The following is a 12940-nucleotide window of genomic DNA, read 5'->3' on the forward strand; positions in this document are numbered from 1 at the left end:
GAGCGGGTTGCGTAATAATGATAAAGGCACGGAAAATCCATTATGGCCACCGCATTGAAGCAGGAAGAATCAAATAGTCCCAACCCCGATGGCTCCGAAAATGTTGTCGTTCGTTTTGCCGGTGATAGCGGCGACGGGATGCAGTTGACGGGGGGGCAATTTACCCTGTCGACCGCGCTCGCGGGCAGTGATCTGGCGACTTTCCCCGATTTTCCAGCCGAAATTCGTGCTCCGCAAGGCACATTATTCGGCGTGTCCGCCTTCCAGATCAACTTCGGCAGTCGAGCGATTGAAACCGCAGGTGATCAACCGGATGTGCTGATCGCGATGAACCCGGCGGCTTTGAAGACCAATGTCGAAGTCTTGCGCCCCGGCGGTCTGATCATCGCGGACTCCGGCGAGTTCGGAAAACGGAATCTCGACAAGGCGAAATATGAAAACAACCCGTTGGAAGACGGTTCCCTGGCGAAATGGAAATTGCTCAAACTGGATATTTCCGCGCTGACGCTCGAAGCGGTGAAGCCGTTCGGTCTGGGTAACAAGGAAGCCCTGCGCTGCAAGAATATGTGGACGCTGGGACTTGCGCTCTGGATGTTCGAACGCGACCGGCAGCCGATCATCGACTGGCTGAAGAGCAAATTTGCGAAATTGCCGGACGTGGCGGAAGCCAATATTGCGGCGCTTAACGCCGGCCACGCTTATGGCGAAACGGCGGAATTGTCCGGTGACGGCCTTGGCAGTGGCCATCTGACGTCGCGCACGGTCGGCGCCGCTCCCTCGGCACCGGGCAAATATCGCACGGTGACAGGTGCAGAGGCGCTGTCGCTCGGCCTGGTCGCTGGCGCGCAGCTGGCTGGCCTGCCGATGTTCTTCGGCGGTTATCCCATCACCCCGGCCTCGGCGATCCTGCACCATTTGTCGCGTCTGAAAGAATTTGGCGTGACCACATTCCAGGCGGAAGACGAGATTGCGGCCATCGCAGCAGCGATTGGCGCGAGCTATGCCGGTAAGCTCGGTATTACCTCATCATCCGGCCCCGGCATTGCGCTGAAAGGCGAGGCGATGGGGCTGGCAATTATGACCGAGCTTCCGCTGGTCATCGTCAATTCGCAGCGCGGCGGGCCTTCCACGGGCCTTCCGACCAAGACCGAACAATCGGATCTCTATCAGGCCGTCTATGGCCGCAACGGCGATGCGCCGATGCCGGTGATTGCGGCCCGTTCGCCAAGCGATGCGTTTGAATGCGCAATCGAGGCGGTGCGGATTGCGGTGCAATATATGACACCCGTGATGCTGCTGACCGACGGCTATATTGCCAATGCGGCAGAGCCCTGGAAAATACCGGATGTCAACGGCCTGGAATCCTTCCCGACCAGCTTTCTGGAGACAATGCCGGAAGGCGGATTGAAGCCTTATGCGCGCGACGAGAAGCTGGCGCGGCCATGGATCAAACCGGGGACGCCGGAATTGATGCACCGTATCGGCGGCATCGAAAAAGGCATTGATACCGGACATATTGATTATGGCGCGGCCAATCACCAGAAGATGACCGAAATCCGCCGTGACAAGGTCCTGGGTGTCGCAGACAGCATCCCGGATCAGGATGTCGCGATGGGCAAGGCTGGCGGCAAACTGGCGGTTGTCGGCTGGGGCTCGACCTTCGGGCCGATCCATCAGGCGGTCCGCCGTGCGGTGGCCTCGGGCAGGGATGTTGCGCATATCCACATCCGTAATATCTGGCCGATGCCGAAAAATCTCGGCGACTTGCTGAAAAGCTATGACCGTGTGATCGTACCGGAAATGAATATGGGACAGCTGAAAACCCTGTTGCGCGATCAATTTCTGGTCGATGCCAAGCCGGTAAACAAGGTTTCCGGCCAGCCCTTTACCATCGCCGAAATTGAAACGGCGATTGAGGAGAATCTGTCATGAACGAGATGACAAAAATCACGACCACGCTGAAAGACTGGGAAACCGATCAGGAAGTGCGTTGGTGCCCCGGTTGCGGCGATTACGCCATTCTTAAGGCCGTACAGCGGACAATGCCGGATCTCGGTGCTGATCCGTCCAAGACGGTGTTCATCAGCGGCATTGGCTGTTCCTCGCGCTTTCCCTATTATATGGAAACATATGGCTTTCATACGATCCATGGTCGCGCGCCGGCGGTGGCCACCGGCGTAAAGCTGGCCAATCCGGAACTGGACGTCTGGATCATCACCGGCGACGGTGACGCGCTGTCGATCGGCGGCAACCACACGATGCACTTGCTGCGCCGCAATCTCGATTGTCAGGTGATGCTGTTCAACAATGAAATTTACGGACTGACCAAGGGCCAATATTCGCCGACCAGCCGTCAGGGTACGCAAAGCCCCTCGACGCCTTATGGTTCGGTCGACCGTCCCGCATCGCCCTGTGCTTTTGCGCTGGGTGCCGGTGCGCGGTTTGTTGCGCGCGGTATCGATGTTCACAAGGGCTTGCCCGACGTGCTCAAGGCTGCCCACGCCCACAAAGGTGCGTCCTTCATCGAGATTTTCCAGAATTGCATCGTCTATAACAAGGATGTGTTCGAGGAATTTGCGGCCAAGAAAACCGCAGCCGATACGCAATTGCATCTGGTTAACGGCGAACCCATGCTGTTCGGGAAGGGTAGCAAGGGCATCACATTGAATCGCAAGACGCTGCAACTGGAAGTCGTCGATGTCGTCGATGGCGACTGGGAAGCCGCCGGCGTGATTGTCCATGACGTCACCAACCGTTCGGTGGCGCATATGCTCGTCGAAATGCAGTTTGGCGATTTTCCAATGGCTCTCGGCGTGCTCTACGACGATCCGCGTCCGACGTTCGAAGCGGCTGTCGTCGCGCAGAACGAAGCGGCAGCGGCTGGCAAAGCGCCGGATTTGCAGGCTTTGTTGAGCAAGGGGCAGACCTGGACGGTGGCTGAGGGCGGGCCGGAACTGTAAAGATTTTTGGCTCGCACGAAGGCACTAAGATGGGTGCGTGCCAAGTCTTGAGTCCATCGCCAAAATCTCCATTGATTGCGGGTTTCGCCTGCACAGGGATATTGGGCCGGGGCTGCTCGAGTCTGCCTATGAGATATTGCTTTTCGAGAGTTTGAAGGAGAAAGGTCTGTCTGTCGAAAGACAGAGGATCATTCCTATCGTCTTCAAGGGACGAGTTTTGGACGAGGCCTTTCGGGCTGACCTGATCGTCGAAAACAGACTGTTGATTGAGCTGAAGTCTACCGAACGCTACGCACCTGTCCACGCCAAGCAGCTATTGACCTATCTCCGTCTGATGGATTTGCCTCTCGGCTTCCTGATGAACTTTGGCGCAGCCACTTTCAAAGAAGGCGTAAAACGGTTAGCCAATGATTATCATGCAATCTAAGAACCTCTTTCTTCGTGCCTTCGTGTCTTTGTGTGAGATAAAATTTTGGACAATCTGACCCACAGCCTCGCCGGTGCCGTTCTCGGCCAGATGGGGCTCAAAAAGAAGACCGGTCTCGGCATGGCGACGTTGATCATCGCCGCAAATATCCCCGATATCGATGCGGTGGCGACCCTGCTCGACGGGGTACAGCATCTCGCGATCCGGCGGGGGATCACTCACGGCCCGATCGCGATGCTGGTACTGCCGCTGCTGCTGACCGGGATCATGATCGGGTTTGATCGCTGGCAAGGTAAGCGCGGGAAGCGGCCTGTGGATCGTTTGCCAATCCACAAGCGCTGGCTGCTGGCGCTGGCCTATATCGGCTGTCTCAGCCATCCGGCGCTCGATTGGCTGAACAGTTATGGCATCCGGCTGCTCGAGCCGTTTTCGTCGCAATGGTTTTACGGCGACAGCATCTTTATCATCGATATCTGGATCTGGGCGGCGCTGATCGCCGGATTCTGGATTTCGCGGCGGCGGGAGAAGCGCGGGGCTGACAATTGGCAACGGCCCGCGTGGATCAGCTTTGCTGCGATCTGTGCCTATATTTTTGCCAACGGCCTGATCACCGGAAAGGCCGAAGCGGAGACCGCAAGCCTTCTCGAGAATAATATCTTCAAGACTGCTGTTGCCGGAGCAAAAGCGACCGACCAGTATATGGTCGTCGCCAATCCCGTGCCCTTGCAATTCTGGAAAAGAGAAATGTTGTGGCGCAATCAATTCGCTTATGGATCAGGGGTTTATAGCCTGTTCAACAGTGTGATTCTCGACAAGGAAAACGCATTTCCAGAGGGAACCCCGTTGCTCCTGTCCGAAATAGCGCATGCCAGCGATGATGCCGCAGCGTTTCTATTCTGGTCAAGGATGCCGGTCATGGCGGTCGATGACAGCCAGATGATCGTCAGAGACCAGCGCTTCATGGATCCGCTGGTTGGGGACCGCTTCTCGGTGCGGGTGAATGTCCGAAAAGACAGGTTGGAGCAGGCGGCTCCCTGAGCGATGGGTGGGGCATGACAAAAGCCAAAATCATCTGGTTTCGCCGCGACCTTCGCCTTTCCGATCAAGCCGCTGTCGCCGCCGCTGAGGTCTGTGACGGCCCGGTCATTCCGGTCTACATCCTCGACGACGAGACTCCCAAACACCGCATCATGGGCGGGGCGTCACGCTGGTGGCTGTACCGGTCGCTGGAAGAGTTGGAAGCATGTTTAAAGGGTCTCGGGTCAAAGCTGATCCTGCGCCGTGGGCCGGCTGCAGAGCATTTGGCCGAAATTGTCAAATCGACGGGTGCGGATGAAGTGCATGGCTTGCATCACTATGAGCCATGGTGGCGCAATGCCGAGCGGATGTTGGAAAAATTGCTCGGCGACGACGCCCGCCTGATCCTGCATGACGGCAATTATCTGCTGCCGCCAGGGACAGTGACCACCGGTGCCGGTACGCCCTATAAAATCTACACACCCTTCTGGAAGGCGCTGCGTCAGCATATGCCGCCGGGGGAAGCCGCTCCCGCACCTGAGAGCCTCGATGCGCCTGACAGTTGGCCGGATAGCGATACGCTGGACGACTGGGACCTGCTACCGACCAAACCGGACTGGGCTACAGCTTTCGGTGACCATTGGCAACCCGGCAGTGCGGGCGCGGAGGACAATCTCGAGGATTTTGCCGACAAGGCAACAGAATATGACGAGGGTCGCAACCTGCCTTCCGAGGAACTGGTTTCCCGCCTGTCGCCACATCTCCATTTTGGCGAGATCAGCCCGGCGACGGTCTGGAACCGGCTGGCGGGGCAGGGGAGCAAGGTTGAAACCTATTGCAAGGAGCTGGTCTGGCGTGATTATGCGCAAAATGTGATCGACCAGTTCCCGCAATATGGCGGCGAAAGCTATCGCGACAAAATGCGCGCGCTGCCGTGGCGGGATATGGGCGATGATGCGGTGAAAGCGGACTTCAAGGCCTGGTGCGAGGGCAGAACCGGCTATCCTATTGTCGATGCCGGAATGCGGGAACTCTGGGCGACCGGCTGGATGCACAATCGGGTGCGGATGATCGCGGCGAGTTTCCTGATCAAACATCTGCTGATCGACTGGCGCGAGGGTGAGCGTTGGTTCTGGGACACGCTGGTCGACGCCGATTACGCGTCCAACAGCGTCAACTGGCAATGGGTGTCGGGCACCGGCGTCGACAGCAACATGTTCGTCCGGATCATGGCGCCGCTGACCCAGTCGGAAAAATTCGACGCCGGAGACTATATCCGGCAATGGGTTCCGGAACTGGCCGATATCGACGATCCCTATATCCATGATCCGGAAGAATATGGCTGCAAACCCGTGCAATATCCGGCTAAGATCATCGGCCATCGGGAAGGGCGCGAAAGGGCACTCTCGGCTTATCAGGAGGTGAAATAATGGCAGATCGGATGAGTGGGAAATTCTGCGTAGTGACTGGCGCCGCGCGCGGCATCGGCAAGGGAATTGCCAAGGCGTTCGTCGATGAAGGTGCCACGGTGCTGTTAACCGATTGCGATGAGGAGGCATTGGGGGCGACCGGTGAGGAACTGGATTGCGAGACACTGGTCCTGAATGTGCAGGAGGAGGCCGAGTGGGCGCGGCTTGCCTCTTTATATCCGGTTGCAGATGTTGTCGTAAACAATGCGGGTGTGACCGGTTTTGAAAATGGCATCGGCCCCCATGATCCGGAAAATGCCTCGCTTGAAGACTGGCGCGCGGTGCACCGGGTCAATCTGGACGGGACCTTTCTCGGCTGCCGCTATGCGATCCGGGCGATGAAGGACAAGGGCGCGGGATCGATCATCAATATCTCGTCACGATCCGGGCTGGTCGGCATTCCGGGTGCAGCAGCCTATGCCTCATCCAAGGCGGCCATCCGCAACCACAGCAAGTCGGTCGCGCTTTATTGCGCGCAGCAGGGCTGGCAAATTCGCTGCAATTCCATCCATCCCGCCGCGATCATGACACCAATGTGGGAGCCGATGCTGGGCGAAGGCGCTGCGCGGGCGGACTCGGAAGCCGCGCTGGTACGCGATACGCCGCTGCAACGCTTTGGCAAGGTTAGCGAAGTGGCGGCCATTGCGGTCCTGCTGGCGTCCGATGAAGCGACCTATATCACCGGATCGGAACTGAATATCGATGGCGGTATTCTCGCCGGATCCGCCGCCGCGCCGGGAAGCTGAACTAAGGGATAGTTCTACGTTGCCAAGCGCTTAGCGCTAGTCCATATTTACCGGCATGAACGTGGAAACTCCCAAGCGCGGACAACATTTGCTGGATGCACGCAAACGCTTCGCCATTGGCGGCGGTTTTTTTGCGCGCCTGTTTGCCCCTGGTTTTCATCATATTCTCGACCGGATCGATGCCGGAATGGATCATGGTACGTTCGAAGGCAAGCTGCCCGATGGCACCACCCGGATATTGGGTGGTCGCGGCGAAGGGCCGATGGCAGAAATCCGGTTGCACAGCTGGAATGCATTGCTGCGGCTGATCAACGGCGGGTCTGTCGGCTGGTATCGGGCCTGGGAACTGGGCGAATGGGACAGTCCGGATCTGGTGCCGATATTCGACCTGTTTACCCGCAATCGTGCCGGGCTGAAAAGCACCGGTCGAGCGTCCGGATTGTTCAACTGGATGGTCAAACGCCGCCACAAGAAGCGCGGCAATGACAAACGGCGTGCGCGGCAGAATATCCAATATCATTACGATCTCGGCAATGATTTCTACCGGCTCTGGCTGGACGAAAGCATGAGCTATTCCAGCGCTATTTTCAGCGATGCAAAAGACAGCCTCGAGCAGGCGCAGCGCAACAAGGTCGCGGCGATTGCGCAACGGTTGGCAACCAAGCCGGGCGACAGCGTTCTGGAAATCGGCTGTGGCTGGGGCGCATTGTCGGGCAGTCTGGCGCGCGATCATGGTCTGAAAGTGACCGGCATATCGCTATCCGATGAACAGACCGCCTGGGCGCGGGACCATCACCCTGAGGCGCAATTCCTCATCCAGGATTACCGCGATGTCGAAGGGCAGTTTGATGCGATTGCCAGTGTCGAAATGGTGGAAGCGGTGGGACAGCAATATTGGCCCGATTTCCTCGATTGTATCGCACGCAATCTCAAGCCGGGAGGGCGCGCGGCGTTGCAATATATCACTATTGCAGACGATATATTCGAGCAATATGCATCGAGCGCGGACTTCATCCAGACCTATATATTCCCCGGCGGCATGCTGCTGTCGGAGAGTCGGTTCCAGGCCCTTGCCGAGGAACGCGGCCTGCGGTGGGCGGATCAGAAGAATTTTGGCCTCGACTATGCACGCACGCTGAAAATCTGGCGCGAACGCTTTGATGATGCGGTTGATCGCGGGGACCTGCCGACCGGATTTGACGAGAAATTCGTCCGCCTGTGGCGCTACTATCTCGATTATTGCGAGGGCGGTTTTCGCGGCGGCGGGATCGACGTGGCGCAGGTTACATTGATAAAAGAATAAAAGGGAGAGTGGATGATGAGGCTATGGGGAACGCTGGCGGTGCTCAGTACCGTCTGTCTGAGTGTGACGGCTTGCGAGCAGGTACAAAAAGTGGCAGCGGATGCGGCGGGTTTGCCGACCGACAAGAATATCCTGTTCTGGACCGATGCACAGCGAGACAAGGCGTTCCGGATGATGCACACTCTGGTGCCATCCAACACGATTGCTGCTGGTGATGAGCCGAAGATTCTGGAAATCGGTACGGCCTTGCCGGACAGTTTTGAAGTCGCCGGTAAGCCACTGTCGGTCAATGATTATATGGAGCAACAAAGACTGGCCGGGATGGTCATTCTTCAGGATGGTAAGATCCGCAAGGAAGAATATCGCCGCGATTTCGAACAGGATGACCGCTGGACATCCTTCTCCGTCGCCAAGTCTCTGGTCTCGACTCTGGTAGGTGCTGCGATCAAGGACGGCTTTATCAAGTCGATCGATGATCCGCTGACCGCCTATATCCCGGAACTGAAGGGCAGCGGCTATGACGGAGTCACGGTGCAGCAGTTGCTGACGATGACCTCCGGGGTGAAATGGAACGAGGATTATGCCGATCCGAAATCGGATGTGGCCTTGTTCAACAATACCAAACCGGTCGACGGAATGGATCCGATCATCGTCTATATGAAGACGCTGGAGAATGAAGCGCCCCCGGGCACCCGCTGGCAATATAATACCGGAGAGACCAATCTGATCGGCGTGCTGGTGGCCAAGGCTACGGGTAAGACTCTATCTGAATATTTGTCCGAAAAGGTCTGGAAACCTTATGGAATGGGGCAGGACGCCGAATGGCTGCTCAACGAGGGCGGCAAGGAAATTGGCGGCTGCTGTATTTCCGCGACAGTAAGGGATTATGCCCTATTCGGGCAGTTCGCCATGAATGGCGGCAAGATCGGCGAGACGTCGGTTGTGCCCGATGGCTGGTTCGACAAGGCCGGCACGAAACAGGCTGACATCGGCGCGCCGGGCCGTGGTTATGGCTATCAGTGGTGGACTTTTGATGACGGCAGTTTCGCAGGCCAGGGGATTTTTGGCCAGGGGATATTCATTGACCCGGCGCACAAGCTGGTCATCGCGACCAACGGCAATTGGCCGAGCGCATCCCCCGACAAGGAGAAAAACCAGCGGATCGCGTTCTTCGAAGCGGTGAAAAAATATGTGGCAGCCGAGCCGCCAGAGAGCTGAGCCGAATCCGTCAGCTGACCCGGAAATGCTCGCCGGTTTCAAAATCGCTGGCGAGTATCTCAACCAGCCGGTCGGCGACCGCCGAGGGTGGTTTGACACTGGCCGGATCTTCACCGGGATAGGCGCTGGCGCGCATTTCGGTGCGGGTCTTGCCGGGATCGACAATGGCTGTGCGAATCTTGCCCAAATTGCGCATTTCTTCACCATAGCTGAGCACAAGTGTCTCCAGCGCGGCCTTTGATGCACCATAAGCACCCCAAAATGCCCGTGGCTTTCGCGCTACGCTACTGGTGATCGCCAGCAGCCGGGCGTTTTCGCTCTTGCGGAGCATCGGATCAAATCCTGCAATGAGGGCTTGTTGCGCGATCAGGTTGAGGGTCAGGATCTTGTTGAACTCTTTGCCGTCAATCGCCGGAACCGGTCCCAGTGATCCCAGCATCGCTGCGTTAAGAACCAAAATATCCAGTCCATCCCAGCGTTCGGCAATCGCCGCGGCGAGACGTCCGATACTGTCGCCATCGATCAGATCAAGGGGCGCGATGGTGGCTTTGCCTCCGGACCGGTGGATGTCCTCTTCGATCTTTTCCAGATCATCCGCGTTGCGCGCGGTAATCACGACATGGGCGCCCTCTTTGGCGAGCGCCAGCGCTGTCGCCGCGCCGATGCCGCGGCTAGCACCCGTTACCAGAGCCAGTTGACCTTCAAATTTCATAGTCAGTTCGCGGTTTGTTTGAGGCGAGGCATGTCGCCCGACGGTTCATGGTCCCGCGCGGTGCCGGATGAGTCGGAACGCTCGTTGAGCATGCTGAGCTGATCCGGTTCTTCCTGGCCATCGCGATCGGTGAGGGCGGTGGGATAGGCGCCGGTAAAGCAGGCATCGCAATATTGCGGCTGAATGTCGTGGCGGGTTTCCTCACCCGCAGCGCGGTAAAGGCCGTCGATAGAAACGAAGGCGAGGCTGTCGGCCTGGATGAATTCGCGCATTTCCTCGATCGACTTGCGGGCCGCCAGCAGCTTTTCGCGCTTTGGTGTGTTCACGCCATAGAAACAGCTGTGCATGGTCGGCGGGCTGGCGATCCGCATATGGACCTCGGCTGCACCGGCCTCGCGCATCATCTGGACGATTTTCAGGCTGGTCGTCCCCCGCACGATCGAGTCGTCGACCAGAACGATCTTCTTGCCATTGACCAGCGGACGGTTGGCATTGTGCTTCAGCTTGACGCCGAGATGGCGGACGCCGTCACCGGGCTGGATGAAGGTCCGCCCGACATAATGCGAGCGGATGATGCCGAGGTCGAAGGGGATGCCCGATTCTTCAGCAAAGCCGAGGGCTGCAGGAGTGCCACTGTCCGGGACCGGGATTACATAATCTGCGGAGACCGGGCTTTCCATCGCCAGTTGCGCGCCGATTCCCTTGCGCACGCTGTAAACCGAATTGCCGTCGACGATCGAGTCGGGGCGCGAAAAATAGACCTGTTCAAAAATGCACGGCCGTGCCTGGCCCTCGGGAAAGGGGCGATGGGAGCGGAGTTCACCGTTGGTCACAACGATCAGTTCGCCGGGTTCGACGCTGCGCACATATTCCGCGCCGACCAGATCGAGCGCGACGGTTTCGGACGCGAAGACATAGGCTTCCCCGATCCGGCCCATGACCAGCGGACGGATGCCTAGCGGATCGCGGCAGGCGATCATGCCTTCGGCAGTCATGCAGATCAGCGAATAGGCGCCTTCGACCTGTCGCAGGGCATCGATGAACTTGTCGAGCAATGTACGATATTTGGATGTCGCCACCAGATGGATGATGACTTCGGTATCGCTGGTCGACTGAAAAATCGAACCATGGCGAACCAGCTCGTCCCGCAATGCCAGTGCATTGGAAATATTGCCATTATGGGCAATGGCGAAGCCGCCGGAAGCGAGATCGGCTTCGAGCGGCTGGACGTTGCGCAATGTGCCGGCACCGGTGGTGGAATAGCGGACATGGCCGCATGCCGAATCGCCGCGCAGACGGTGGATCACTTCTTCGCTGTCGAAATTTCCGGCGACCGGACCCAGCGCGCGGTGGCTGTAAAATTCCTTGCCGTTGCGGCAGGTGATGCCGGCGGCTTCCTGTCCGCGGTGCTGAAGAGCGTGCAGACCGAGCGCAACCATGGCGGCTGCGTCGTCAATGCCGGCGATTCCAAAAACGCCACACTCTTCCCGCAGCTTGTCATCTTCAAACGGGTGGGTTGTCAGCATATCTCACCTGGCATGTAATTGGTCGGGCGCGGGATGCCTGCCATATAGGTAGGAAAGGGTGGTTTGTCTGCCCCCAATGTCATAAAATCATAATATTGCGTGATGGGACGGAATGGGGCTTCGCCAATTGCGCCATTAGCCGTTGCAAGGGAGCAAATCACGGCTTACTCCACTGCCATGACAAAATGCGAACATGATCGAGAGAGCGGAAATACGATCCAGCCAAAATATGATTCGAACGGCCTGATCACCGCGGTCGTCACTGATGATTCGTCCGGCGAACTGCTGATGCTGGCCCATATGAATGCCGAGGCCCTGCAGCTGACCCAGGAAAGCGGTATCGCGCATTTCTATTCCCGTAGTCGGCAATGCCTGTGGAAGAAGGGTGAAACATCGGGCAATATATTGAGGGTGACCGAGATGCGAATTGATTGCGATCAGGATGCGCTGTGGATCAAGGCTGTTCCGGCGGGCCCGGCCTGTCATACCGGCCGGAGAAGCTGTTTTTACCGCAAGATCGTCGATGGCAAGCTGGAACCCGTCGTTTGAGTCGCAGCTTGATGTTGGTTTTGGCCCTGCTGCTGGCGGGCTGTGGCCAGAAGCCATCTGGTCCTGACGATGCGGAGACAGAGCTTTCTGCTCTTGAGCAGGCCGCGATTGATGCGGGCGTTATTCCCGATGTCCGCAACGTCACGCTTTCCGGTGCTTTTGAACGGCGGAGCGATTTGGGAACCGACAGTTTTTGCGCGGTCGGCAATGATCAGAACGGCTATCAGGTCGGGATGATTGCGGTGTTCGGGCCAGAAACCAAATGCGAGGGGCTGGGCGAAGCCGAACGGGATGGCGAAAATGTCAAAATCACGCTGAACAGCGAGAAAAAATGCACGTTCACGGCCCGCTTCGACGGAGTGGAGCTACAACTACCCGGCAGCCTGCCAGAAGCCTGTACAAGCTATTGCAGTCCGCGCGCCGGTTTTGAAGGGGTCAGCTTCTACATGATCGGAGAGGGGGACGCGGTTGCCCGGTCGACGGGCGGACGCGATTTTGAAAATCTGTGCCCCGGCGGCTAGGCTTGACGTTTACGTTAGCGTAAGCTATTCCAGATGAATGTCGAAGCCGCCTAACCATGCCGAACTGGATACGCCCGATCTGAAGAATAGGGAAACCTACACGATTTCGGACCTGTCAGAAGAATTCGGCGTCACCGCCCGTGCCCTGCGATTCTATGAGGATGAGGGGCTTATTGCTCCACACCGCAAGGGCTTGTCACGCGTGTATACCAAACGCGACCGGGCGCGCCTTGCGTGGATCATGCGGGCGAAGAATGTCGGGTTCAGCCTGACCGAAATCCGTGATATGATCGATCTTTATGATCTTGGTGACGGACGCAGAACGCAGATGCAGGTTACCATCGAAAAATGTCAGGAAAAGGTCGATACGCTGAAAAAACAGCGGTCCGATATCGACAGTTCGATCAAGGAACTGACCGGCTTTATCAAGACTGTGCAGGACGCCATGGCGGACGCAAAAGCGCAGCAGCAGTAGAGGATAAACGCCGGATA

General features: G+C 57.7%; 13 protein-coding genes. 11 read left to right on the forward strand and 2 right to left on the reverse strand.

What is annotated here, in order from left to right:
- Positions 1-42 precede the first annotated feature (42 nt).
- From ACN0VD_RS10110 to ACN0VD_RS10145, 8 genes are read left to right on the forward strand one after another with little or no spacing between them, the layout of a single operon-like run.
- The gene (locus tag ACN0VD_RS10110) at positions 43-1932 is read left to right on the forward strand and encodes a 2-oxoacid:acceptor oxidoreductase subunit alpha (RefSeq protein ID WP_417593819.1); all 1890 of its coding nucleotides are present in this window, start codon (positions 43-45) and stop codon (positions 1930-1932) included.
- A complete protein-coding gene (locus ACN0VD_RS10115) occupies positions 1929-2960 on the forward strand; it encodes a 2-oxoacid:ferredoxin oxidoreductase subunit beta (RefSeq protein ID WP_417593820.1) in 1032 nt (343 codons plus the stop codon). The genes ACN0VD_RS10110 and ACN0VD_RS10115 overlap by 4 nt, the downstream gene beginning before the upstream one ends.
- Before the next feature lie 37 nt (positions 2961-2997).
- Positions 2998-3387 carry a GxxExxY protein gene (locus tag ACN0VD_RS10120; RefSeq protein WP_417593821.1) on the forward strand — a complete coding sequence of 130 codons (390 nt, stop codon included), beginning with the start codon at positions 2998-3000 and terminating at the stop codon, positions 3385-3387.
- A gap of 45 nt (positions 3388-3432) precedes the next feature.
- On the forward strand, positions 3433-4425 hold the full coding sequence (locus ACN0VD_RS10125; RefSeq protein WP_417593822.1) for a metal-dependent hydrolase: 993 nt from the start codon (positions 3433-3435) through the stop codon (positions 4423-4425).
- Positions 4426-4439: 14 nt separating this feature from the next.
- A complete protein-coding gene (locus ACN0VD_RS10130; RefSeq protein WP_417593823.1) occupies positions 4440-5834 on the forward strand; it encodes a cryptochrome/photolyase family protein in 1395 nt (464 codons plus the stop codon).
- Entirely contained in the window at positions 5834-6619 is a 786-nt protein-coding gene (locus ACN0VD_RS10135; protein ID WP_417593824.1) for an SDR family oxidoreductase, read from the forward strand. Before ACN0VD_RS10130 ends, ACN0VD_RS10135 begins: the two co-directional genes overlap by 1 nt.
- A gap of 55 nt (positions 6620-6674) precedes the next feature.
- Positions 6675-7922 (forward strand): class I SAM-dependent methyltransferase, encoded by a 1248-nt coding sequence (locus ACN0VD_RS10140; RefSeq protein WP_417593825.1) that lies wholly within the window; start codon positions 6675-6677, stop codon positions 7920-7922.
- A gap of 12 nt (positions 7923-7934) precedes the next feature.
- Complete coding sequence (locus ACN0VD_RS10145) at positions 7935-9140, forward strand: serine hydrolase domain-containing protein (RefSeq protein WP_417593826.1); 1206 nt, start codon at positions 7935-7937, stop codon at positions 9138-9140.
- A 10-nt stretch (positions 9141-9150) separates the two neighbouring features.
- Here the strand turns inward: ACN0VD_RS10145 and ACN0VD_RS10150 are convergent, their stop codons facing one another.
- Positions 9151-9852: an SDR family NAD(P)-dependent oxidoreductase gene (locus ACN0VD_RS10150; RefSeq protein ID WP_417593827.1), complete on the reverse strand. Its 702-nt coding sequence runs from the start codon at positions 9850-9852 to the stop codon at positions 9151-9153.
- 2 nt (positions 9853-9854) lie between these two features.
- Entirely contained in the window at positions 9855-11378 is a 1524-nt protein-coding gene (purF, locus tag ACN0VD_RS10155; protein ID WP_417593828.1) for an amidophosphoribosyltransferase, read from the reverse strand.
- A 177-nt stretch (positions 11379-11555) separates the two neighbouring features.
- Between purF and hisI the strand changes: the two genes are divergently transcribed.
- From hisI to ACN0VD_RS10170, 3 genes are read left to right on the forward strand one after another with little or no spacing between them, the layout of a single operon-like run.
- Positions 11556-11927 (forward strand): phosphoribosyl-AMP cyclohydrolase, encoded by a 372-nt coding sequence (gene hisI / locus ACN0VD_RS10160; RefSeq protein WP_417593829.1) that lies wholly within the window; start codon positions 11556-11558, stop codon positions 11925-11927.
- A gap of 8 nt (positions 11928-11935) precedes the next feature.
- Positions 11936-12448 carry a hypothetical protein gene (locus ACN0VD_RS10165; RefSeq protein WP_417593830.1) on the forward strand — a complete coding sequence of 171 codons (513 nt, stop codon included), beginning with the start codon at positions 11936-11938 and terminating at the stop codon, positions 12446-12448.
- Positions 12449-12485: 37 nt separating this feature from the next.
- Complete coding sequence (locus ACN0VD_RS10170; protein ID WP_417593832.1) at positions 12486-12923, forward strand: MerR family transcriptional regulator; 438 nt, start codon at positions 12486-12488, stop codon at positions 12921-12923.
- The last annotated feature ends 17 nt before the right edge of the window (positions 12924-12940 follow it).

This window comes from Parasphingorhabdus sp., assembly GCF_048267785.1.
Lineage (GTDB): Bacteria > Pseudomonadota > Alphaproteobacteria > Sphingomonadales > Sphingomonadaceae > Parasphingorhabdus.

Bases quoted from the DNA above. Each gene is read 5' to 3' on its own strand.
- ACN0VD_RS10135 (WP_417593824.1), top strand. From the start codon at position 5,834: ATGGCAGATCGGATGAGTGGGAAATTCTGCGTAGTGACTGGCGCCGCG.
- purF (WP_417593828.1), bottom strand. From the start codon at position 11,378: ATGCTGACAACCCACCCGTTTGAAGATGACAAGCTGCGGGAAGAGTGT.
- ACN0VD_RS10115 (WP_417593820.1), top strand. From the start codon at position 1,929: ATGAACGAGATGACAAAAATCACGACCACGCTGAAAGACTGGGAAACC.
- ACN0VD_RS10170 (WP_417593832.1), top strand. From the start codon at position 12,486: ATGTCGAAGCCGCCTAACCATGCCGAACTGGATACGCCCGATCTGAAG.
- ACN0VD_RS10130 (WP_417593823.1), top strand. From the start codon at position 4,440: ATGACAAAAGCCAAAATCATCTGGTTTCGCCGCGACCTTCGCCTTTCC.
- ACN0VD_RS10140 (WP_417593825.1), top strand. From the start codon at position 6,675: ATGAACGTGGAAACTCCCAAGCGCGGACAACATTTGCTGGATGCACGC.
- hisI (WP_417593829.1), top strand. From the start codon at position 11,556: ATGACAAAATGCGAACATGATCGAGAGAGCGGAAATACGATCCAGCCA.
- ACN0VD_RS10110 (WP_417593819.1), top strand. From the start codon at position 43: ATGGCCACCGCATTGAAGCAGGAAGAATCAAATAGTCCCAACCCCGAT.
- ACN0VD_RS10150 (WP_417593827.1), bottom strand. From the start codon at position 9,852: ATGAAATTTGAAGGTCAACTGGCTCTGGTAACGGGTGCTAGCCGCGGC.
- ACN0VD_RS10145 (WP_417593826.1), top strand. From the start codon at position 7,935: ATGATGAGGCTATGGGGAACGCTGGCGGTGCTCAGTACCGTCTGTCTG.